Origin of the sequence: Streptomyces sp. NBC_00510 (assembly GCA_036013505.1) — a bacterium.
In the GTDB taxonomy this organism is placed as follows: Bacteria; Actinomycetota; Actinomycetes; order Streptomycetales; family Streptomycetaceae; genus Actinacidiphila.
This window is the reverse complement of record CP107851.1, coordinates 6,295,935-6,319,363: the sequence shown is the minus strand read 5'-3', so window position 1 is coordinate 6,319,363 and position 23,429 is coordinate 6,295,935. Positions and strand designations below refer to the sequence as shown.

The window sequence follows — 23,429 nt, the reverse complement described above, 5'->3', positions numbered from 1 at the left end:
CGCCGCCCGGGGGCGCGGGCGCCACACGGGAGCTGTCGTGTAGCTCGTCGGCACCGCCCTAACGGGCCGACGAAAGTCTCGTCTGATGCGTGCTGCCGGACCCGGGTCTCCCCAGATACGTCGGCCGCACAACGACGACGGTCCTAGGCGGAACCCTCCGGCACCGTCGCGGCATCGCGGTCGGGCGCGAGCGGATCGGTCACCGTGCCGGTCTCCTCGTCGAGCGGCCCCTGCGCCAGCCTGGTCACCGCAGCGGGGACCGGCGGCGCGAGGTCGGCCACCGCACGGAGGCCGGACAGGACGTCGTCGGGTCGTACGGCGGGTGTCACATGCCGAACAACCAGCCGCAGTATCGCACAAGCTCCTGGCGTCGGCCTATCGGCACCCTGTTCGAACATGCCGTCCTGGGCCCCGGCCACCTGCGGATCGACCGCTTCGAGCCGGGTGACGGCCTCGCGCGCGTCGAAAGTCCGCACGCCGTTCTTCGTCATGCGCTGGACCTCGACGGTCCCCGCGGCCAGGAAAGCGGCCACGGCCCGCTCGGCCGCGACGTGCTCCACACCGTCCAGCCGCAGCTGCCACACGGACGCCTCCAGCCGCTCGGCGAGCCCCGAGGTACGGGCCTCCACGGCCTCGACCACGTCGAGTCCGTCCGGCAGCGACTCGTCCAGCAGCAGGCGCAGCTTCTCCGGCTCACGGGCCTCGGAGAGCGCGATCTCCAGGTACTCGGCCTCGCTCGCGACGCCGGTGGGTGCGGCGTTGGCGTACGACACCTTCGGGTGCGGGGTGAAGCCCGCCGAGTACGCCATGGGCACCTCGGCGCGCCGCAGCGCCCGCTCGAATGCGCGCTGGAAGTCGCGGTGGCTGGTGAACCGGAGGCGGCCGCGCTTGGTGTAGCGCAGTCGGATGCGCTGCACCGCGGGTGCGGGCGGCGGGCCTTCGGGCTGTCGCTTGCCCAGTGTCGTTCAGTCCCTCGTACGTCTGGTCACCCCGGACGGGGTTGCTTGTGTCTTCCAGATTACTGGGGGTTCCGGCCTTCCGGTTCCCCACGGCGCCCGCCACGCTCCACCGGTCGCGGCGCACCCGTCAACGCCCTCCGCAGATCGGCGCGCACCCCGCGCACGGTCTCCCGCACGGTGGCCAGCGCGTCGCGCACCACCCGGCCCGCCTCGGCCGCCGCCCGCCGCACCGGTCGCCACACGGGCAGCACGAGGGTGCGCCACACCCAGCCGGCCGGAACCACCAGAACCACGGTGACCAGCCACTTCAGCGCCCGCCCCACGGCCCGCGACACGTACCCCGCCACACGCCAGCCCACCAGCAGGGCATCCCGGAGCTCCCGGGCGACCGGCACGAGCACCCTGCCCCACAGGAAGCGCAACGGGGCCACGACCACCCACCGCACCAGCCACCCCACCGCCACGGCCAGCGGCACCAGGACATGGCGGTACACCGCGACCACCGGAACCACCACGAGGACCCGGACCGCCCACCGGACCAGCCACGCCGCCCCGGCGGCCAGCGGCACCAGGACATGGGCGTACAGCGCCGCCAAGGGCACCACCAGCAGCACCCGGACCGCCCACACCGCCCCCGCACCGGCCGCCCGCCCCAGCGGGACGAGCACGTACCGCCACAGCGCCACCGCCGGCAACACGACCAGCGCGGCGACCACCCACGCCACGGCGACCCCCACGGCCCGCCCGACCGGCACCAGCACGTACCGCCACAACGCCACCACCGGAACCACGACCAGGCAGTGGACCAGCCACACGACGGCACGCCCCACCGGCACCAGCACGTACCGCCACAGCGCCACCGCCGGAACCACGACCACGTACCGGACCAGCCCCCGCACCACCCACACCACGGCACGCCCCACCGGCACCAGCACGTACCGCCACAACGCCACCGCGGGGGCGACCACCAGCACCCGGCCCAGCCATCCCCCGGCGCGGCCCAGCGCCCGGCCCGCGACCGTCATGGCGTCCCACGCCATGCGCAGCGGAAGGACCACCACCAGCGCGACGATCCGCGCCGGCATCCTGATCGCCACCGTCAGGCAGCCGTCCCCGTTCCCGCCGTACCCACCGGCGTCCCCCCGTTCCTGCATACCCGAACGTTACGCCCGGAAGCGCGCCTTCCCCCCGTCCGCCGACGTACGGGGTCAACCGCCGTGCGGTGGCGCAGATCTGACGGCCGTTCCGCTCCCCCGTACGCACGAAGGCCCCCCGCCGTCCGGCGGGGGGCCTCGTCTCCACGACGGGCTACTTCACGACGGTCAGCGGGAGCAGCTTCTTCCCCGTCGGGCCGATCTGGATGTGGGTGTCCATCTGAGGACACACCCCACAATCGAAGCACGGCGTCCAGCGGCAGTCCTCGACCTCGGTCTCGTCGAGGGCGTCCTGCCAGTCCTCCCAGAGCCAGTCCTTGTCGAGGCCGGAGTCCAGGTGGTCCCAGGGCAGGACCTCCTCGTAGGTGCGCTCGCGCGTGGTGTACCAGGCGAGGTCGACGCCCTGCTCCGGGAGCGCCTTCTCGCACATGCGGATCCACCGGTCGTACGAGAAGTGCTCGCGCCATCCGTCGAAGCGGCCGCCGTCCTCGTAGACGGCGCGGATGACGGCGCCCACGCGGCGGTCGCCGCGGGAGAGCAGGCCCTCGATGATGCCCGGCTTGCCGTCGTGGTAGCGGAAGCCGATGTTGCGGCCGTACTTCCTGTCGCCGCGGATGGCGTCGCGCAGCTTCTCCAGGCGGGCGTCGGTCTCCTCGACGCCGAGCTGCGGGGCCCACTGGAAGGGGGTGTGCGGCTTGGGCACGAAGCCGCCGATCGACACCGTGGCGCGGATGTCGTTCTGGCCGGTGACCTCGCGCCCCTTCTGGATGACGTTCTTCGCCATGTCGGCGATCTGCAGGACGTCCTCGTCGGTCTCGGTGGGCAGACCGCACATGAAGTACAGCTTCACCTGGCGCCAGCCGTTGCCGTAGGCGGTGGCGACGGTGCGGATCAGGTCCTCCTCCGAGACCATCTTGTTGATGACCTTGCGGATGCGCTCGGAGCCGCCCTCCGGGGCGAAGGTCAGACCCGAGCGGCGGCCGTTGCGGGTCAGCTCGTTGGCCAGGTCGATGTTGAAGGCGTCGACGCGGGTGGAGGGCAGGGACAGGCCGATCTTGTCCTCCGTGTACCGGTCGGCGAGACCCTTGGCGACGTCGGCGATCTCGGAGTGGTCGGCGGAGGACAGCGACAGCAGGCCGACCTCCTCGAACCCGGTGGCCTTCAGGCCCTTGTCGACCATCTCGCCGATGCCGGTGATGCTGCGCTCGCGCACCGGGCGGGTGATCATGCCTGCCTGGCAGAAGCGGCAGCCGCGGGTGCAGCCGCGGAAGATCTCCACGGACATGCGCTCGTGGACCGTCTCCGCGAGCGGGACCAGCGGCTGCTTGGGGTACGGCCATTCGTCGAGGTCCATGACGGTGTGCTTGGACACCCGCCACGGCACGCCGGAGCGGTTGGGGACGACGCGGGCGATCCGGCCGTCGGCCAGGTACTCCACGTCGTAGAACTTCGGCACGTACACCCCGCCGGTGCGGGCCAGCCGGAACAGCAGCTCGTCGCGGCCGCCGGGGCGGCCCTCGGCCTTCCAGGCGCGGATCACGTCGGTGATCTCCAGGACGGCCTGCTCGCCGTCGCCGATCACGGCGGCGTCCAGGAAGTCCGCGATGGGCTCCGGGTTGAAGGCCGCGTGGCCGCCGGCGAGCACGATCGGGTCGTCCTCGGTGCGGTCCCGGGCCTCCAGCGGGATGCCCGCGAGGTCCAGGGCGGTGAGCATGTTGGTGTAGCCGAGCTCCGTGGAGAAGCTGAGGCCGAAGACGTCGAAGGCCTTGACCGGGCGGTGCGCGTCCACGGTGAACTGCGGCACGCCGTGTTCGCGCATCAGTGCCTCGAGGTCCGGCCACACGCTGTAGGTGCGCTCGGCGAGGACCCCCTCGCGCTCGTTCAGCACCTCGTAGAGGATCATGACGCCCTGGTTGGGCAGCCCGACCTCGTAGGCGTCCGGGTACATCAGGGACCAACGGACGTCGCACTCGTCCCAGGGCTTGACGGTGGAGTTCAGTTCCCCGCCGACGTACTGGATCGGCTTCTGCACATGCGGCAGCAGGGCCTCGAGCTGGGGGAAGACCGACTCGACAGGCATCAGAGGTGTCTTTCGTGAGCTGGCAAGGGTGACCATTCAGCGTAACGCGTCACAGAGGGCTTCCCGGCCGCGTCCGCGCGGCGCCGGGCGCTGCGGGACGCGGCGGCGCGGTGGTGGCCGTCCCGGGCCGGCTCAGCCGGCCAGCGTGCCGCGGTCGGCCTGGGGCCACTCCTTCGGGAGCTGCCGCTCTGCGGCGGCGGCGCGGTCGCGTTCCAGCTGGTAGAGCACGCCGTACGCGAAGGTGTCCTCGCCGGCCTCGCGGGCGTCCGAGGCGAGGCGGAGGACGGCGTCGCGGCAGATGACGCTGTCCTGGTGCTCGCCGAGGAGCTGCTGGACGGCTTTCATGCGCTGGGTGTGCTTCTTGGCGGGCTTGCGCAGCGCCGGGACGGCCCGGGCCGCCTCACTGCTGTAGCGGGCCCGCTTGGCGGCCTTGCGGGCGTCGTGGAGGACGAGGTCGCGCTCGTGGCCGGGTTCCATCTCCAGGGCCGACTCGACGCGGGTGCGCAGCCGCCGGTGGTCGCGGCGCACGGCCTTGGGGACGGCGTCGGCCGCGGGGGCCGCGGCCGCGTCGAGCAGGGGCGGGTGGGCGAGCAGTGACTCCAGGGTGTCCAGGAGCCGGAAGTAGCGCCTGCCGCCGAGTTCGCGCAGGAGCTCCTTGCGGGCGCCCTCGTGGACGGGGGCGTCGCCGCCGATGCGCGCGGTGAGGACCTCCGTGACGAGTTCCTCCGGCAGTTCGGCCTCGCGGTCGCGGAGGCGGTCGGCGAGGACCTCGCGGTCGCGTTCCAGGCCCAGCACCCCGGCGAGCCACTTCAGCTCCTCGCCGATGGGGTCGGTCGCCTCGCGGTCGAGTTCGCGGCGGAAGGATTTGAAGGCGCTGCGCAGCCGCCGGGTGGAGACCCGCATCTGGTGGACGGAGTCCGGCTCGTCGCGGCGGACCTCCGGGTCCCAGCCGGTGATCGCGGCGACCTGCTGGTGCACGTAGGCCAGGGCGACGTCCCCGGCGGTGTCGGTGGAGGACGGCGGCTGCGGCGGCCCGGGTGCGTCGGCCAGGCGCTCACCGAGGGCGCGGGCGAGCTTCGAGGGGGACTTCGAGCGCCGCAGGCCTGCCGTGCGGAGCCGCTTCTCGACGGCGTCGAGGAGGGCGGTGTCGCCGTCGATGAGTTCGGTCTCGACCTCGGTCCAGGCGGTCTCCGAACCGTCGCCGTGGTCGAGGAGGGTGGCCCGGACGTGGTCGTGGGCGATCTCCAGCAAGGGTGCGCCCCCGGCGTCGACGAGGTGCACCCGCTTGCGGGTGTTGCGCAGCCGGACGACTGGGACGAGCTCGCGGTCGCGGACGATCGCGGCGACCTCGGCGAGCAGGGACTTGGGGACCCTGGGGCCGCCCTTGCGGCCCTGCTTGCCGAGGGGCGCGTGCACCTCGGTGCGGGTGTCGGCCTGTGAGCTCGGCAGTTTCAGGTGCCAGCCGGCGTCGTCGCCGCCGGTGCGGCGCCGCAGCGTGATCTTGTGGGTGGCCAGCCGCAGGTCGGCGGTGTCGACGTAGACGGCGTCCAGTTCGGCCGGTTCCAGGACGCGTACCGCCGCGACGCCGGGCAGGCCTTCGAGGTCGGGCTCACCGGTCTGCTCGGCGGCTTCGTACTTGCGCTCGGTCTCCGCGACACGCTTCCCCATGTCAGGAACCTAATCGCGGGTTCGCCCGGCCGCAATGGTGCGTTCACCCGGTGGACGGGATCAGGCCGACATGGGCCGCTTCATGTGGATGGCCTGCAGCAGCCCGATGGCGATCCAGACCGCGAACATCGACGATCCGCCGTACGAGACGAACGGCAGCGGCAGACCGGCCACGGGCATGATGCCGAGGGTCATGCCGATGTTCTCGAAGGACTGGAAGGCGAACCAGGCGACGATGCCGGCCGCGATGATCGTGCCGTACAGGTCGGTGGCGTTCCGGGCGACGCGGCAGCCGCGCCACATGATCACGCCCAGCAGCACGATGATCAGGGCCGCCCCGACGAAGCCGAGCTCCTCCCCCGCCACGGTGAAGACGAAGTCGGTCTGCTGCTCGGGCACGAACTGCCCGGTGGTCTGGCTGCCGTCGAACAGGCCCTTGCCGAGCAGCCCGCCGGAGCCGATGGCGATGCGCGCCTGGTTGGTGTTGTAGCCGACGCCCGCGGGGTCGAGTGCGGGGTTCGCGAAGGCCGCGAAGCGGTCGATCTGGTACTGGTCCAGGACGCCGAGCTGCCAGACCGCGATCGCGCCGCCGGCACCCGCCGTGATCAGGCCGAGGACCCAGCGGTTGGAGGCGCCGGAGGCCAGCAGCACGCCGAGCACGATGACCGCCATCACCATGACCGAGCCGAGGTCGGGCATCAGCATGACGATCGCCATCGGCAGTATGGCGAAGCCGAGCGACTGGGCGACCGTGCGGTGGTCGGGGAAGAGCCGGTCGCCCGCGTCGACGCGGGCGGACAGCATCATCGCCATGCCCAGGATGATGGTGATCTTGGTGAACTCGGACGGCTGCAGGGAGAAGCCGCCGCCCAGCACGATCCAGGCGTGCGCGCCGTTGACCGTGGACCCCAAAGGGGTGAGGACCGCGGTCACCAGCAGCACCGAGATGGCGTAGAGCACCGGCACCGCGCCGCGCAGCCGGCGGTGGCCCAGGGCCACGGTGCCGGCGGCGAGGGCGAAGCCGATCGCGGTGTTGAGGATGTGCCGCAGCAGGAAGTAGTACGGGTCCCCGTGGGTGAGCTCGGTGCGGTTGCGCGTGGCGGAGAACACCAGCGCCGTACCGATCAGGGACAGCGCGAGGGCGGCGCCGAGCAGCAGCCAGTCCATCCGGCGCAGTATCGAGTCCCGGGCCAGGAGCTTGCCCAGGGTGCCGCGTTCCGGGGTGAAGCGACGCGTCGCGTAGCCGTGCGCGCTCATGACCAGTACCTCCTGCCCAGCAGGAGCTTCTCGGTGCGCTCCGGGGGCAGCGCGGCGGCGGCCAGCGCCGTGTCCCGCGGCGCGGAGGGCGCCTGCGGCACGTCGACCCAGGAGGCCTTGGTGATCTTGATGGTGCCGTCGGAGTCGATCTTCGGGAGCTTGCTCAAGGGGCGCGGGAGCAGCGCCTTCTTGTTGTCGATCGACCCGTCTTTCTGGACGCCGTACATGGCCTCGTAGATCTTGCGGACGGCCGGACCGGAACCACCGGAACCGGTACCACCCTGGGAGATCGTCATGACGATCGCGTAGTCCTTGCTGTACGTCGTGAACCACGACGTGGTCTGCTTGCCGGCGACCTCCGCGGTACCGGTCTTGGCGTGCAGGGCGATCTTGTCCTGCGGCCAGCCGCCGAACCTCCACGCGGCCGTACCGTGCGTGACGACGCCTTCCAGGGCCTCGTTGATGTACTTCAGCGTGTTCTTGGTGGCCGGTGCGTGCCCGTTCACCTTCGGCTTGATCCGGGTGACCTTCTTGCCGTCGGCGCTGATGATCGCCTTGCCGATGGTGGGCTGGTAGAGCGTGCCGCCGTTGGAGATGGCCGAGTAGATGTTGGCCATCTGGATCGGGGTGACGAGGGTGTCGCCCTGGCCGATGGCGTAGTTGACCGAGTCACCGGCGCGCATCACGTAGCCGTCGACGCAGTTCTCGCGCGCGATCTGGCTCGCGTAGTCCTGCTTGTCGCTCTTGGCGACCTTGCACCAGTAGTTCTTGTTGGCCTCGTAGTAGTCGCGCTTCCACTGCCGGTCCGGGATCCGGCCGGTGACCTCGGAGGGCAGGTCGATGCCGGTCACCGAGCCGAGGCCGTACTCCTTGGCGGTCTTGTAGAACCAGTCCTTGGGGTGCTTCTTGGGCTTGGTGCCGCCGTCCTTCAGCCACTGGTCGTACGACAGGCCGTAGAAGACGGTGTCGCAGGAGATCTCCAGGGCGTGGGCGAGGGTGATGGAGCCCGCGCTCTCCCCCTCGAAGTTGTTGAAGACCCGGCCGCCGATGGTCATCGACGACGGGCAGGGGTAGCGCCCGTTGATGTCGTAGCCGGCCTGCACGGCGGCCGAGGTGGAGATCGCCTTGAAGGTCGAGCCAGGGGCCGACTGACCCTGTATGGCCCGGTTGAGCAGCGGGAAGTTGGACTTCTTGCCCGTCAGCTTGGCGTAGTCCTTGGCGGAGATGCCACCGACCCAGACGTTCGGGTCGTACGTGGGCGCGCTGGCCATCGCGATGACCTGACCGGTGTGCACGTCCATGACGACGACCGCGCCGGAGTCCGCCTTGTAGAGGCTGCCGGTGACCTTGTCGAAGGTCTTCCGGGCGACCTTGATCGCCTCGTCGAGCTCCTTCTCGGCGACCCTCTGGACGCGGGCGTCGATGCTGGTGACCAGGTGGCTGCCGGGCTCCGCGGCGGTCTCGCCCGCCTTGCCGATGACCCGGCCGAGGTTGTCCACCTCGTAGCGGGTGACGCCGGCCTTGCCGCGCAGCTCGCTGTCGTAGGTGCGCTCCAGGCCGGAACGGCCGATCTGGTCCGAGCGCAGCAGGGACTGGCCCTTCTTCTCCGCGGCGGTCAGCTCGTCGTCCGTGACGGGCGAGAGGTAGCCGAGGACCTGGGAGGTGTTGGACCCGAACGGAGAGGTGTAGCGGCGCACCGCGGTGGGCTCGGCGGTGATGCCGGGGAAGTCCTCACGGCGCTCCATGATCTGCAGCGCCTGCTGGGTGGTGGCCTCGTCGGTGATCGGGATCGGCTGGTACGGCGAGCCGTTCCAGCACGGCTTGGGGGTCTGCGAGTCGCAGAGCCGGACCTTGCCCAGGACCTCTTCCGGCTTCATGTGCAGCACGCCGGCGAGCCGGGTCAGCACCGCCTTGCCGTCGTCCTTCTGCTTCAGCAGGTCGGTGCGGCTCGCGGAGACCACAAGCCGGGTCTCGTTGTCGGCGAGCGCCACGCCCTTGTCGTCCAGGATCGACCCGCGGACGGCGGGCGCGACGACCTCCTGGACGTTGTTGCTGTTGGCCTGCGCCGTGTACTCCTGGCCGTTGCGGATCTGCAGGAACCACAACCGCCCGCCGAGGGTGAACAGCAGGGACAGGACGAGGATCTGCAGGACCACCAGCCGGATCGTGACCCGCGGCGTCCGCCCCGTCTCGGGGATGTTGCTCACGCCGCCACTCCCGCTTCTCCGCCCGCTCGGCACGACAGCGCGCGCTCCGTCGTCGGCCGCTGCCCGGCGGCCTCGCGTGCGTCGGTCACAACCGCCGCCCTCCCTTGGCGACGCTCCCCACCCTGCCCAGAAGGCTCGAGCGCTGGCCGCCGATGCGTGCGCCGAAGCCGGGGCCGGAGGCGTCCTCGCCGAGCGGGTCGCCCTGGAACCGGCGGGCCAGTGCCATGATCCACGGCACGGTGAACGGCGCGAGCAGCAGGTCGTACAGGGCGGCGGTGAACAGCAGTTTGCCCAGGCCGACGTGCTGGGCCGCGGTGTCGCCCACGAGGGCGCCCACGGCCGCGTACAGCACCGTGGAGCCGATGGCGGCGCCCACCACGACCAGCATCGGCCTGGTGGCCGACCGCAGCTGGCCGCCGTCGGGCTTGACCAGGCCCGCGATGTAGCCGACGACGCACAGCACGAGGGCGTAGCGGCCCGCGGCGTGGTCGGCGGGCGGGGCGAGGTCGGCGAGCAGGCCGGCGCCGAAGCCGATGAGGCAGCCGGCCACGTGGCCGTACGTCAGTGCGAGGCCGAGGACGACGAGCAGCAGCAGGTCGGGGACGGCGCCGGGCAGGTGGAGGCGGGCCAGGACACACACCTGGACGACCATGCCGGCGACGACGAGGCCGGTGGCGAGCAGCGCGCGCTTCATCGGACCTCCTCCTGTCCGTAGAGCGAGGACTGAGAGGGGCTCACACTGGGCGTCGCCGTGACGGTGACCGTCGGGACCGGCTTCGGCCCGGCGGGCAGCACCGAGTCACGCGGGTCCTTGCGCGGGCCCTGGACGACGACGCCGACGATGTCGAGCTTGGTGAAGCCGACGAACGGGGTGACCTCGACCGTACGGGTGAGGCCGCCGCCCGCGGGGTCGACCTTGGCGACCGTGCCGACCGGCACGCCGGGGACGAAGGGCTTGTCCGCCTGCGAGCCGAAGGTGACCAACCGGGAGCCCTTCTTCACGTGGGCCTTGCCGTTGAGGAGCTGCACCCGCATCGGCCGGTTGCCCTGGCCGGTGGCGAAGCCGAGTTCGGAGGACTTCTCCAGCCGGGTGCCGACCGTGAAGTCCGGGTCGCAGGCGAGCAGGACGGTCGAGGTGGAGGGGCCGACGGTGGTGACCCGGCCGACCAGTCCGTCACCGTTGACGACCGTCATGTCGCGCTGGATGCCGTCGTTGGCGCCGGAGTCGATGGTGACCGTCCAGGAGAAGCCCTGGGCGGCTCCTATCGCGATGACCTGCGCGCCCTTGACCCGGTACTGACCGGCTCCGGCGAGCTTGAGCAGCTTGTCGAGTTCGCGGGCCCGCTCGCGCGTGACGTCCTTGCTGCCGAGCTGCTGCTTCAGCTCGGCGTTCTCCCGCTCCAGTTCGCTAATGCGGCTGCTGCGGTCGCCGGAGTCGCGTACCGCGTCCACCGCGTTGTCCACCGGGTCGACCGCGGCCGCGACCCCGTCCTCGACGGGGCCGAAGACGGCGGCCGCGGCGGACCGGGCGCCGTCGAGCGGTGAGTCCTCACCGCCGCGGATGTCGACGGTGATCAGCGCGAAAGCGATCGCCACCAGCAGTACCAGCAGAAGCCGGCTCTCTCGTGTGTCCCTCACGGGGGCCAGTCCGTGCCTTCCTCGTCAGAGCGTGTGAGCCCGTGGGCCCGATGGGCCGTGCCGGGAGGTAGAACGATCCGGCGTACCGGCGGGACTTCACCCGTACGACGGATCGTGAGGACTCATCTGCGCGGCTGCGCGTCCAGGACCTGCTGCAGCGCCTCGAACTCCTCGACGCACTTGCCGGCCCCGAGGGCCACGCAGTCCAGCGGGGACTCGGCGATGTGGATCGGCATGCCGGTCTCGTGGCGCAGCCGTTCGTCCAGGCCGCGCAGCATCGCACCGCCGCCGGCCAGGACGATGCCGCGGTCCATGATGTCGCCGGACAGCTCGGGCGGGCACTTGTCGAGGGTCGTCTTGACCGCGTCGACGATGGCGTTGACCGGCTCCTCGATCGCCTTGCGTACCTCGGCGGCGGAGATCACCACCGTCTTGGGCAGGCCGGAGACCAGGTCGCGGCCGCGGATCTCGGTGTGCTCCTCGTTCTCGACCGCGAAGGCCGAGCCGATGGTGAGCTTGATCGATTCCGCGGTGCGCTCGCCCAGCAGGAGGCTGTACTCCTTCTTGATGTGCTGGATGATCGCGTTGTCCAGCTCGTCACCCGCCACCCGGATGGACTGCGCGGTGACGATGCCGCCGAGCGAGATGACGGCGACCTCGGTGGTGCCGCCGCCGATGTCGACGACCATGTTGCCGGTCGCCTCGTGGACCGGGAGCCCGGCGCCGATCGCGGCGGCCATGGGCTCCTCGATGATGTGCACCTGGCGCGCGCCGGCCTGGGTGGCGGCCTCGATGACGGCGCGGCGCTCGACTCCGGTGATGCCGGAGGGCACGCAGACCACGACGCGGGGGCGCGCCAGGTAGCGGCGCTTGTGGATCTTGAGGATGAAGTAGCGCAGCATGCGTTCGGTGATCTCGAAGTCCGCGATCACCCCGTCCTTGAGAGGACGGACCGCGACGATGTTGCCGGGGGTCCGGCCGATCATCTTCTTCGCTTCGGAGCCGACCGCCAGGATGCCGCCCGTATTGGTGTTGATGGCGACGACGGACGGCTCGTTGAGGACGATCCCGCGACCCCTGACGTACACCAGCGTGTTGGCGGTGCCGAGGTCGACAGCCATGTCACGGCCGATGAACGACATGTTGTTCGCCATGAGGATACGTCTGGCCTTCCCGAGCTGGAGCGATGTGGGGGTGAGCACGGCGGATGCGCTGCTGTGCGCTGAGCCGGAGGTGCGGAGATTCCATGGTAGTCGCGCCCGACCGGGCACGGGGTCAGGGTTCCGCCGCCATTGTCATCAGAACACACAGCTGTCCTCTGCAATGGTGACGCCGTGTCGGCGGAATTGGTTCCCCCGAACTCCCGGCATATGCCTGCGGGCGGCCGGGAAATTTCCGGCCGCCCGTTGAGCTGATCGGGCGTCAGCAGTGAATTCGGGGCGAATCCTCGCGGAGGATCAGGCCAGACCGGGGAAGAAGATCTTGATCTCGCGCTCGGCGGACTCCTCGGAGTCCGAGGCGTGGATCAGGTTCTCCCGGACGATCGTGCCGAAGTCGCCGCGGATCGAACCGGGGGCGGCGGCGATCGGGTCGGTCGGGCCGGCCAGCGCGCGCAGTCCCTCGATGACCCGCTCGCCCTCGACGACGAGGGCGACGGCCGGGCCGGAGGCCATGAACTCCACCAGCGGCTCGTAGAAGGGCCGGCCGACGTGCTCGGCGTAGTGCTGTTCGAGGATCGTGCGGTCGAGCGTGCGCAGTTCCAGCGCGGTGATGCTCCAGCCCGCCTTGCGCTCGATGCGGCCGAGGATCTCGCCGACCAGGCCGCGACGTACGGCGTCCGGCTTGAGAAGGACGAGGGTGCGCTGGGACACGGTGTGACTCCTATGTGCGGGGTGCGGGTACGACGACATTACCGGTGATCCCCACGACCCACGGCACCCCCTCGGCCCGGGGCACGACGCGTGCGATCAGGCCGGCTGCGCGGCCCGTGCCGCCTTGGCCTCGTCGACCTTCCGGCCGAAGTGGACGGCGGCCCACCACAGGGCGGCGAAGACCGCGCCGAGGAAGAACATCACCGGGACGGCGAAGCCGCTCACGATCAACCCGGCCTGCAGCAGCCAGCCGACGGCCAGCCCGCCGCGCCGCCCGAGCATGCCGCACAGCAGCACGCACAGGGCCATGGCGATGCCGCTGACCGTCCATACCGTGCCGGCCGTCAGCTCCGGCTGCTTCATCGCCACCAGACCGGCGAAGCCGATCACGAAGAACTCACCGATCAGGGTGCTCGCGCACAGGGTCCGCATCCGCTTGGCTTCGCTTCCCGCTCGTCACTTCCGGCCCAGCAGCAGCCGGGCCTCTCCAACGGTGATCACCGAACCGGTGATCAGCACCCCGGCGCCGGAGTACTCCCCCTGATCCTCGGCGAGCGTCACGGCCGCCTCGATCGCGTCGTCCAGCCGCGGCTCGACCTGCACACGCTCGTCGCCGAAGACCTCGACCGCGAGCGCGGCCAACTCGTCCACGTCCATGGCGCGGTGGGTGGAGTTCTGGGTCACCACGACCTCGGCGAAGACCGGCTCGAAGGCCTCCAGCAGCCCCCGTACGTCCTTGTCGCCGCTCGGCCCGACCACGCCCACCAGATGGGTGAAACCGAAGGCCTCGCCCAGCGCGGCGGCCGCCGCCCGGGCCCCCGCCGGGTTGTGCGCCGCGTCCAGCACCACGGCGGGGCTGCGGCGCACGACCTCCAGCCGGCCCGGCGAGGTGACATTGGCGAAGGCGGTGCGGACGGTGTCGACGTCCAGGGTGCGGGCGTGCAGGGTGCCGATGCCGAAGAAGGCCTCCACCGCGGCGAGCGCCACCGCCGCGTTGTGGGCCTGGTGCTCACCGTGCAGCGGCAGGAAGACCTGCTCGTACTCCCCGCCCAGACCGCGCAGGGTCAGCATCTGCCCGCCGACGGCCACCTCGCGGTGCGTGACGCCGAACTCCATGCCCTCCCGGGCGACCGTCGCGTCCACCTCGACGGCCCGCTTCAGCAGCACCTGGGCCGCCTCCACGGGCTGCTGGGCCAGCACGGCGGTGGCGTCCTTCTTGACGATCCCGCTCTTCTCCACCGCGATCTCGCCGGCCGTCTCGCCCAGGCGGTCGGTGTGGTCCAGGTCGATCGGGGTCACGACGGCGACCGTGCCGTCCACCACGTTGGTCGCGTCCCAGCTGCCGCCCATGCCGACCTCGACGACGGCCACGTCCACCGGGGCGTCGGCGAAGGCGGCGTACGCCATGCCGGTCAGCACCTCGAAGAACGACATCCGGTACGGCTGCGATGCGTCCACCATCTCCACGTACGGCTGGAGGTCGCGGTACGTCTCGATGAAGCTCTCCGGCGCGATCGGCCGGCCGTCGAGACTGATCCGCTCGGTGACGGACTGCACGTGCGGGCTGGTGTAGCGGCCGGTGCGCAGGTCGAAGGCGAGCAGCAGCTGCTCGATCATGCGGGCGGTGCTGGTCTTGCCGTTGGTGCCGGTGATGTGGATCGAGGGGTAGGAGCGCTGCGGCTCGCCCAGGATGTCCATCAGCGCGGTCATCCGGTCCAGGGACGGCTCCAGCTTCGTCTCCGGCCAGCGGCCGGCCAGCTCCGCCTCGACCTCGCGGAGGGCCTTGTCGACCGCCGGGTCGGCGGGGCGGGCCGGGACGCCGTCGTCCTGCGGCACCGGTCCCCCGGCCCGGAGGGTACGGCTGCCCGCCTCGATCACCGCCAGGTCGGCCTCGCGGCCGGGGTCGATGTCGGCTTCGTCCTCGTCGCCGCCCAGACCCATCGCGGCCAGCGGGTCGGAAAGGGGCTCGTCGTTCTCGGGGCGCGGGTTGCTCACGACCACATTGTACGAAGCGGCCAGGTAGATCCGGGTTGTGGGCAGGCGTTTCCGCCTGCCCACCCCGGGTGCGTCAGCTCTGCGGCAGCGAGGACAGCTGCGCGGTGATGCGGGCCATGTCCGCCTCGGCCGCCTCCAGGCGGGTGCGGATCTTGGCGACGACGGGCTCCGGTGCCTTCGCGAGGAACGCCTCGTTGCCCAGCTTCGCCGTGGCCTGCGCCTTCTCCTTCTCGGCAGCGGCCAGGTCCTTCGCGAGCCGCTTCCGCTCGGCGTCGACGTCGATCGCCCCGGAGAGGTCCAGCGCGACCGTCGCGCCCGCGACCGGGAGGGTCGCCGTCGCGGTGAAGCCCTCGCCCTCCGGCTGCAGGCGCAGCAGTTGGCGGACCGCCGCCTCATGGGCCTCCAGGCCGGTGGAGCCGAGGTCGAGCCGGGCCGGGACCTTCTGGCCCGGCTGCAGGCCCTGGTCGGCGCGGAACCGCCGGACCTCGGTGACCAGCGACTGCACCGCCGCGATCTCCTTCTCGGCGGCCGCGTCGCGGAAGCCGGAGTCGGCCGGCCAGTCGGCGACGACGACCGACTCGCGCCCGGTGAGCGTGGTCCACAGCGTCTCGGTCACGAAGGGGACCACCGGGTGGAGCAGTCGCAGCAGCTTGTCCAGGACCTCGCCCAGCACGCGCCGGGAGACCTCGGCCGGGCGGCCGCCCGCCAGGAAGGTGGTCTTGGACAGCTCGACGTACCAGTCGAAGACCTCGTCCCACGCGAAGTGGAAGAGGACGTCGCTGAGCTTGGCGAACTGGTAGTCGTCGTAGAGCGCGTCGGCCTCGGCGACCGTGGCGTTCAGCCGGGACAGGATCCAGCGGTCGGTGGCCGACATCTCCTCGGGCGCGGGCAGGTCGCCCCCGACCGTGGCGCCGTTCATCAGCGCGAAGCGCGTGGCGTTCCAGATCTTGTTGGTGAAGTTGCGGGAGCCCTGGACCCAGTCCTCGCCGATCGGCACGTCGGTGCCGGGGTTGGCGCCGCGCGCGAGGGTGAAGCGCAGCGCGTCGGAGCCGTAGGTGTCCATCCAGTCCAGCGGGTTGACCGCGTTGCCGAAGGACTTCGACATCTTCTTGCCGAACTGGTCGCGGACCATGCCGTGCAGGGCGATGGTGTGGAACGGCGGGGTGCCGTCCATCGCGTAGAGACCGAACATCATCATCCGGGCGACCCAGAAGAAGAGGATGTCGTACCCGGTGACCAGGACGGAGTTCGGATAGAACTTCGCGAGGCTCTCGGTCTCCTCGGGCCAGCCGAGCGTGGAGAACGGCCACAGACCGGAGGAGAACCAGGTGTCGAGGACATCGGTCTCCTGGGTCCAGCCCTCGCCGCCCGGGGGCTCCTCGTCGGGACCGACGCAGACGATCTCGCCGTCCGGTCCGTACCAGACGGGGATGCGGTGACCCCACCACAGCTGGCGCGAGATGCACCAGTCGTGGAGGTTGTCGACCCAGTCGAAGTACCTCTTCTCCATCTCCTGGGGGTGGATCTTGACCTTGCCGTCGCGGACGGCGTCACCCGCGGCCTTCGCCAGCGGGCCGACCTTGACCCACCACTGCATGGACAACCGCGGCTCGATGGTGGTCTTGCAGCGCGAGCAGTGGCCGACGGAGTGGACGTACGGGCGCTTCTCGGCGACGATCCGGCCCTCGGCGCGCAGCGCGGCGACGATGGCGGAGCGGGCCTCCAGGCGGTCCAGGCCCTGGAAGGGGCCGTGCGCGGTGATGACCGCGCGCTCGTCCATGACGGCGAGGTTCGGCAGACCGTGGCGCTGGCCGATCTCGAAGTCGTTCGGGTCGTGCGCGGGCGTGACCTTGACGGCGCCCGTGCCGAACTGCGGGTCGACGTGCTCGTCGGCGACGACCGGGATGCGGCGGCCGGTGAGCGGCAGCTCGATCTCGCGGCCGACGAGGTGCCGGTAGCGCTCGTCCTCCGGGTGGACGGCGACGGCGGTGTCGCCGAGCATCGTCTCGGCGCGGGTCGTCGCGACGACGATGGAGTCCTCGCCCTCGCCGTAGCGGATCGAGACCAGCTCGCCGTCGTCGTCCTGGTACTCGACCTCGATGTCCGAGATGGCCGTCAGACAGCGCGGGCACCAGTTGATGATGCGCTCGGCGCGGTAGATGAGCTCGTCGTCGTAGAGCTTCTTGAAGATGGTCTGGACGGCCTTGGACAGGCCCTCGTCCATGGTGAAGCGCTCACGCGACCAGGCGACGCCGTCACCGAGGCGCCTCATCTGCCCGGAGATCTGCCCGCCGGACTCCGCCTTCCACTGCCAGACGCGCTCGATGAACGCCTCGCGGCCGAGGTCGTGGCGGGACTTGCCCTCCTTGGCGAGCTCGCGCTCGACGACGTTCTGCGTGGCGATGCCGGCGTGGTCCATGCCGGGCTGCCACAGCGTCTCGTACCCCTGCATCCGCTTCCGGCGGGTGAGTGCGTCGATCAGCGTGTGCTCGAAGGCGTGGCCCAGGTGGAGGCTGCCGGTGACGTTCGGCGGCGGGATGACGACCGTGTACGGCTTCTTGCCGCTCTTGGCGTCGGCCTCGAAGTAACCGCGCTCTACCCAGCGCTCGTACAGGGGCCCCTCTACCTCGGCCGGCGCGTACTGGGTCGGCAGTTCGGGGGTCGCGCTGTTCGGTCCGCTCTCGGCGGCCTGCTGAGTGTTGTCGGTCACGGCGCTCAGTTTACGGGCGGGGCGGGCCCCGTTACGAATCCACCGGTGCCCGGGCGCGAGGGTCGGGGACGGGCCCCCGAGAACGCGCGCCCGCCGCGGGGCCCGGCAGGGGGTGCTCGCGGTCCGGATCCGGGGGCGCGTGGTGCCGTCCCCGGCTGCGCCGGGCGGCCGGGGCCGGGAGCCGGGAGACCCCCGCCGCCCCGGGGGGCGGCCGCCGCGTCCGAACCACCGCCGGACGAGGGACTCCTGATGGGAAACCGGCAGATCGGACGGGTCGGCGGTACCCGACCGCACCGGTGGTCGGGGTGATCAACCGGGCATCTGCACCGTCTTGTTACCAAGTCCTGACGACGCCGGTGTAAAGACGGCCTAAACAATCCGCAAGGATGAGTACGAGGAGACAGCAGTTCAACGAGGGGACTCACCGATGAGCTTCAACCAGCCGCCGCCGCAGCCGGGTTACGGCGGCCAGCCTGGCTACGGGGGCCAGCCCGGCCACCCCCAGCAGCCACCGGTCCCGCCCGGCCCGCCCCAGCAGCCCGCACCGGGCTACGGCTACCCCCAGCAGCCCACGGCCCCGCAGCCGGCCCCGGGCTACGGCCACCCGCAGCAGCCCGGCCCGTACGCCCAGCAGCCGGGCCCCTACGCCCAGCAGGCCGGCGCCTGGGGTGCCCCGCCGCCGCCGTCGTCCGGGGGCAAGGGCAAGATCATCGGCATCGTGGTCGGCGTCGTGGTCGCCGTCGCGGTCATAGGCGGCGGCGTCCTCGCCCTCACGGGCAGCGGCGGCAGCGGCGGTGACCACAAGCTCGCCATGCCGGCCACGCTGCTGGACGGTCAGTACACCAAGTCCGGCAACGACCCCGGACTCAGCAACGGCGAGACCGGGGACGACACCGGCATCGACGACGCCACCACGGTCTCCGGAAACTACAAGAAGGGCGCCACCGAGCAGCTGATCGTCACCGGCGCCTACGGTGACGTCAGCGACCCGGGCAGCGTGCTCGACAAGATGCTCGCCGCCTTCACCTCCAAGGCCGGCAGCTCCGGTGGCGAGGCCCCGAAGGAGGTCCACCCCTCGGGCTTCGACGGCGACATCATGAAGTGCGGCACGATCGGCTCGGCCGGGGTCAGCTTCCCGTACTGCGCATGGGCCGACGACAGCACGGTCGCCATGGCCATGGACATGAACGTCGACATCACCGGCGCCACCGAGCCCCCCTCCCTCACGGAGTGGGCGGACAGCACCGTGAAGATCCGCGACGAGGTCCGCGTCACGAAGTGACCCGCCCGTACGGCGAAGGGGGCGCCCGGCAGCTGCCGGGCGCCCCCTTTCGTGTGCCGGGGTGCGCTACGCGCTCTTCTGCTCGCCCTTGCCGATGATGCGGGGCTCGCGCGGGACCAGGGTCGGGTTCACGTTGGAGTGGACGACGTCCTCGCTGATGACGACGCGGGCGACGTCCTTGCGCGAGGGCACCTCGTACATCACCGACATCAGCACCTCCTCCATGATGGCGCGCAGGCCCCGGGCACCGGTCTGGCGGAGGATGGCCTGGTCGGCGATGGCCTCCAGGGCGCCGCGCTCGAACTCCAGCTCGACGCCGTCGAGCTCGAAGAGCCGCTGGTACTGCTTGACCAGGGCGTTGCGCGGCTCCACCAGGATCTGCAGCAGCGCCTCACGGTCGAGGTTGTGCACGCTGGTGATGACCGGCAGACGGCCGATGAACTCGGGGATCATGCCGAACTTCACCAGGTCCTCCGGCATGACCTCGGAGAACTGGTCGGCGGAGTCGATCTCCCGCTTGGAGCGGATGGTCGCGCCGAAACCGATGCCCTTGGCGCCGGCCCGCGACTCGATGATCTTCTCCAGGCCGGCGAAGGCACCGCCGACGATGAAGAGCACGTTGGTGGTGTCGATCTGGATGAACTCCTGGTGCGGGTGCTTGCGCCCGCCCTGCGGCGGCACCGAGGCGGTGGTGCCCTCCAGGATCTTCAGCAGCGCCTGCTGCACGCCCTCGCCCGAGACGTCGCGCGTGATCGACGGGTTCTCGCTCTTGCGGGCGACCTTGTCGATCTCGTCGATGTAGATGATCCCCGTCTCGGCCTTCTTGACGTCGTAGTCGGCCGCCTGGATCAGCTTGAGCAGGATGTTCTCGACGTCCTCGCCGACGTACCCGGCCTCGGTCAGCGCGGTGGCGTCCGCGATGGCGAACGGCACGTTCAGCATCCGGGCCAGGGTCTGGGCGAGCAGGGTCTTGCCCGAGCCCGTGGGACCGAGCAGCAGGATGTTGGACTTGGCGAGCTCGATGCCGTCGTCGTGGCCTCGGCCGCCGCCGTTCTCACCAGCCTGCACCCGCTTGTAGTGGTTGTAGACCGCCACGGAGAGCGCCTTCTTCGCCGGCTCCTGGCCGACGACGTAGCTCTCGAGGAACTCGTAGATCTCGCGCGGCTTCGGCAGGTCCTCCCACCGCACCTCGGAGGACTCGGCGAGCTCCTCCTCGATGATCTCGTTGCAGAGGTCGATGCACTCGTCGCAGATGTACACACCGGGTCCTGCGATGAGCTTCTTCACCTGCTTCTGGCTCTTTCCGCAGAACGAGCACTTGAGCAGATCGCCGCCGTCACCGATGCGTGCCACGAGGTGCTTCCCCTTCGCCTGGGTCCCGTCAGTTCGACGAGTCCTGGTGCTTGCCTATCGACGGTACCTTGCCGCGCCCCCAGTGCGGGCCCCCCTTGGAGCTACTGGGCCGTGACCTGCACAACCCCGCGGCTCCAAGAGGGGACTTCTTGTCGCAGAATGCCCTGCCGGGCGTCAGACCGCGACCGCCGAACCCTTGCGGGTCGAGACGATCTGGTCGACCAGACCGTAGGAGAGGGCTTCCTCGGCCGTGAGGATCTTGTCGCGCTCGATGTCGTCGCGGATCTTCTCGATCGGGGTGCTGGAGTGCTTGGCCAGCATCTCCTCCAGCTGGGCCCGCATCCGCAGGATCTCGTTGGCGGCGATCTCCAGGTCCGAGACCTGGCCGCGGCCGGTCTCGCTGTACGGCTGGTGGATCAGGATGCGGGCGTTCGGCAGCGCCATCCGCTTGCCGGGCGTACCGGCGGCGAGCAGCACGGCCGCGGCGGAGGCCGCCTGGCCCATGCAGACCGTCTGGATGTCGGGCTTCACGAACTGCATCGTGTCGTAGATGGCCGTCAGCGCCGTGAAGGAGCCGCCGGGGCTGTTGATGTAGACCGAGATGTCGCGGTCCGGGTCCATCGACTCCAGGCACAGCAGCTGCGCCATGACGTCGTTGGCGGAGGCGTCGTCGATCTGCACCCCGAGGAAGATCACGCGCTCCTCGAAGAGCTTCGCGTACGGGTCGTACTCGCGGATGCCCTGCGAGGTGCGCTCCACGAAGCGCGGCACCACGTACCGGGCCTCGGCGGCGTTCGCGCGGTCGTACATGCCGCTGCCGGGGAAGTTCTGGGTGGTCACGTTCACCGTCCTGAAGATGAGCAGTGGGCTGGGGTCGGTCCTGCGGGGCAGTACGGGCGTCAGGCCCGGTCAGGCCCCGGTGCCGCCGCCGCCCGGCACGTTCACGGCGTGCGTGATGACGTCGTCGATCAGGCCGTACTCCTTGGCCGCATCGGCGGAGAACCAGCGGTCGCGGTCGGAGTCACGGGTGATCGCCTCGACGCTCTGGCCGGAGTGCTCCGCGATGAGCTCGGCCATGCGCTTCTTCGTGCGCAGCAGCTGCTCGGCGTGGATCTTGATGTCGGAGGCCGAGCCGGCGAGGCCGGCGGAGGGCTGGTGCATCAGGATGTCGGTGTTCGGCAGCGAGAAGCGCTTGCCGGGGGTACCGGCCGTCAGCAGGAACTGGCCCATGGAGGCCGCGAGGCCCATGGCGATGGTGACCACGTCGTTCTTGATGAACTGCATGGTGTCGTAGATCGCCATGCCGGCCGTCACGGAACCGCCGGGGCTGTTGATGTAGAGGTAGATGTCCTTGTCCGGCTCGGCGGCAAGGAGGAGCAGCTGCGCGGTGATCTTGTTGGCGATGTCGTCGTCCACCGGCTGGCCGAGGAAGATGATCCGCTCGCCGAGCAGCCGGTTGTAGACCTGGTCGCCGAGGCCACCGATGGTCGGCTCGCCGGCGGCGGAAGGCATCGGAGTCGTCACGTATCCACCTGCTCGTTGTCGGACGGCGCGGACGCCGTCACAGGGTCTTCTCGTAGGGCACGGGCCCTCGTACTTACGGACCCTAACGCGCAGGTGGGGCCCAGCAATCCCCCACGCGGAACTGTTCGCTGTCAGCGCAGGGAGGGTGTAAGCGGAGAGCGAAACCGAGCAGAACGGGCCCGGACGAACTGGTCGTCCGGGCCCGTCGGATGGTGCTGCGGGGCGAGGCTCAGGCCTCGGAGCCCTCACCCTTGGCGGTCTCGGCGTCCGTGTCCTCGGAGGTGGCCTCGACCGTCTCGCCGGTCTCGTCCTCCTCGTCCTCCAGGTCGACGACCTCGCCGTTGGTGTCCTTGACCGTGGCGGCCTCGACGACCAGGGCCAGCGCCTTGCCGCGGGCGACCTCACCGACGAGCAGCGGCACCTGGCCGCCCTCGACGACCGCCTGGGCGAACTGGTCCGGGCTCATGCCGGAGGAGGCGGCACGACGCATGAGGTGCTCGGTGAGCTCCTCCTGGTTGACCGAGAGCTTCTCGGTGGAGACGAGCTCGTCCAGGACGAACTGGGTCTTGATGCCCTTCTTCGCCTGCCCCTCGATCTCCTGGTCGTACTCCTCGCGGGTCTTGCCCTCGTTCTCCAGGAAGGAGTCCCAGTCCAGGCCCATGGCCGGGAACTGGTGGTGCTCCAGGTTGTGGACGCGGGTCTCGATCTCGTCCTTGAGCAGCTTCTCCGGCAGCGGGATGTCGACCAGCTCCAGGAGGGCGTCCAGCACCTTCTCCTGGGCCTGGGTGGCCTGGTCGTACTGCTTGATGCGCTCCTGGCGCTTCACGGCGTCGGCGCGGAGCTCCTCGAGGGTGTCGAACTCGCTCGCCAGCTGGGCGAAGTCGTCGTCCAGCTCGGGCAGCTCACGGGCCTGGACGGTGGTGACGTCCACCTTGACCTGGGCCTCCTTGCCGGCGGCGGAGCCGCCCTTGAGCTCGGAGGTGAAGGTGGCCGAACCGCCGGCCTCCAGGCCGGTGACGGCCTCGTCGATGCCGTCGAGCAGCTGGCCGGAGCCGATGGTGTAGGTGACGCCGCTGGCGACGCCGTCCTCCAGCACCTCGCCCTCGACCGAGGCCTCCAGGTCGACGACGACGACGTCGCCGTCGGCGGCGGCACGCTCCACGACGGTGGTGGAGGCGAAGCGCTCGCGCAGCTGCTCCAGGGCCTTGTCGACGTCCTCGTCGGACACCTCGACGGCGTCGACGGTGACCTCGATGCCGGAGTAGTCCGGGATCTCGATGACCGGGCGGATGTCCACCTCGGCGGTGAACTTCAGCTCCTGGCCGTCGTTGAACTCGGTGATGTCCACCTCGGGCTGGCCGAGGACGTTGAGCTCGCCCTCGTTGACCGCCTCCGTGTAGAACTTCGGCAGTGCGTCGTTGATGGCCTCTTCGAGGACCGCGCCACGGCCGAACCGCTGGTCGATGACGCGCGCGGGGATCTTGCCCTTACGGAAGCCCGGCACCGTGACCTGCTGGTTGATCTTCTTGTACGCCGCGTCGAGGCTGGGCTTGAGCTCCTCGAAGGGCACCTCGACAGTGAGTCGAACCCGGGTCGGGTTCAGAGTCTCGACGGCGCTCTTCACGGTTGGGTCTCCTTGGGGGCTTTACGTTGATGGGCGGCCGCTCGGCGATCGTGCGGGGCGGCTGGTGTTCGACCTGGCTTTTCCGCGTTTCAGTGGCCGACGACCCA

18 protein-coding genes are annotated in these 23,429 nt (G+C 70.5%); 1 reads left to right on the top strand and 17 read right to left on the bottom strand.

Annotated elements, in window-relative coordinates; genetic code table 11:
• Positions 1-143: 143 nt before the first annotated feature.
• The 13 genes from OG937_28495 to OG937_28435 form a co-directional block, all read right to left on the bottom strand.
• Complete coding sequence (locus OG937_28495) at positions 144-917, bottom strand: TIGR03936 family radical SAM-associated protein (GenBank protein ID WUD75347.1); 774 nt, start codon at positions 915-917, stop codon at positions 144-146.
• A gap of 101 nt (positions 918-1,018) precedes the next feature.
• Entirely contained in the window at positions 1,019-2,113 is a 1,095-nt protein-coding gene (locus tag OG937_28490) for a hypothetical protein (GenBank protein ID WUD75346.1), read from the bottom strand.
• Positions 2,114-2,267: 154 nt separating this feature from the next.
• Entirely contained in the window at positions 2,268-4,193 is a 1,926-nt protein-coding gene (locus OG937_28485) for a TIGR03960 family B12-binding radical SAM protein (protein ID WUD75345.1), read from the bottom strand.
• A gap of 132 nt (positions 4,194-4,325) precedes the next feature.
• The gene (locus OG937_28480; protein ID WUD75344.1) at positions 4,326-5,861 is read right to left on the bottom strand and encodes a CYTH and CHAD domain-containing protein; all 1,536 of its coding nucleotides are present in this window, start codon (positions 5,859-5,861) and stop codon (positions 4,326-4,328) included.
• 60 nt (positions 5,862-5,921) lie between these two features.
• Positions 5,922-7,118 carry a rod shape-determining protein RodA gene (gene rodA, locus OG937_28475; protein WUD75343.1) on the bottom strand — a complete coding sequence of 399 codons (1,197 nt, stop codon included), beginning with the start codon at positions 7,116-7,118 and terminating at the stop codon, positions 5,922-5,924.
• The gene (gene mrdA, locus OG937_28470; protein ID WUD75342.1) at positions 7,115-9,325 is read right to left on the bottom strand and encodes a penicillin-binding protein 2; all 2,211 of its coding nucleotides are present in this window, start codon (positions 9,323-9,325) and stop codon (positions 7,115-7,117) included. Before mrdA ends, rodA begins: the two co-directional genes overlap by 4 nt.
• An 85-nt stretch (positions 9,326-9,410) precedes the next feature.
• Complete coding sequence (gene mreD / locus OG937_28465; GenBank protein WUD75341.1) at positions 9,411-10,019, bottom strand: rod shape-determining protein MreD; 609 nt, start codon at positions 10,017-10,019, stop codon at positions 9,411-9,413.
• A complete protein-coding gene (gene mreC, locus OG937_28460; protein ID WUD75340.1) occupies positions 10,016-10,963 on the bottom strand; it encodes a rod shape-determining protein MreC in 948 nt (315 codons plus the stop codon). Before mreC ends, mreD begins: the two co-directional genes overlap by 4 nt.
• 122 nt (positions 10,964-11,085) lie before the next feature.
• Positions 11,086-12,105 carry a rod shape-determining protein gene (locus OG937_28455; protein WUD78916.1) on the bottom strand — a complete coding sequence of 340 codons (1,020 nt, stop codon included), beginning with the start codon at positions 12,103-12,105 and terminating at the stop codon, positions 11,086-11,088.
• Between the two features lie 315 nt (positions 12,106-12,420).
• A complete protein-coding gene (ndk, locus tag OG937_28450; GenBank protein WUD75339.1) occupies positions 12,421-12,834 on the bottom strand; it encodes a nucleoside-diphosphate kinase in 414 nt (137 codons plus the stop codon).
• Positions 12,835-12,930: 96 nt separating this feature from the next.
• Positions 12,931-13,266 (bottom strand): DUF4233 domain-containing protein, encoded by a 336-nt coding sequence (locus OG937_28445; protein ID WUD75338.1) that lies wholly within the window; start codon positions 13,264-13,266, stop codon positions 12,931-12,933.
• Between the two features lie 24 nt (positions 13,267-13,290).
• Positions 13,291-14,775, bottom strand: a complete 1,485-nt coding sequence (locus OG937_28440) for a bifunctional folylpolyglutamate synthase/dihydrofolate synthase (protein ID WUD78915.1) — start codon at positions 14,773-14,775, stop codon at positions 13,291-13,293.
• 127 nt (positions 14,776-14,902) lie between these two features.
• Entirely contained in the window at positions 14,903-17,539 is a 2,637-nt protein-coding gene (locus tag OG937_28435; GenBank protein WUD75337.1) for a valine--tRNA ligase, read from the bottom strand.
• 427 nt (positions 17,540-17,966) lie between these two features.
• On the opposite strand from OG937_28435, the gene OG937_28430 reads away from it, so the two are divergent.
• Positions 17,967-18,821, top strand: coding sequence for a hypothetical protein (locus OG937_28430; protein ID WUD75336.1), 855 nt, complete (start codon positions 17,967-17,969; stop codon positions 18,819-18,821).
• 66 nt (positions 18,822-18,887) lie between these two features.
• Here the strand turns inward: OG937_28430 and clpX are convergent, their stop codons facing one another.
• From clpX to tig, 4 genes are all read right to left on the bottom strand, one after another.
• On the bottom strand, positions 18,888-20,174 hold the full coding sequence (clpX, locus tag OG937_28425) for an ATP-dependent Clp protease ATP-binding subunit ClpX (GenBank protein WUD75335.1): 1,287 nt from the start codon (positions 20,172-20,174) through the stop codon (positions 18,888-18,890).
• 174 nt (positions 20,175-20,348) lie between these two features.
• Positions 20,349-20,984: an ATP-dependent Clp protease proteolytic subunit gene (locus OG937_28420; protein WUD78914.1), complete on the bottom strand. Its 636-nt coding sequence runs from the start codon at positions 20,982-20,984 to the stop codon at positions 20,349-20,351.
• Positions 20,985-21,083: 99 nt separating this feature from the next.
• Positions 21,084-21,686: an ATP-dependent Clp protease proteolytic subunit gene (locus OG937_28415; protein WUD78913.1), complete on the bottom strand. Its 603-nt coding sequence runs from the start codon at positions 21,684-21,686 to the stop codon at positions 21,084-21,086.
• A 241-nt stretch (positions 21,687-21,927) separates the two neighbouring features.
• Entirely contained in the window at positions 21,928-23,322 is a 1,395-nt protein-coding gene (gene tig / locus OG937_28410; protein ID WUD75334.1) for a trigger factor, read from the bottom strand.
• Positions 23,323-23,429: the final 107 nt, after the last annotated feature.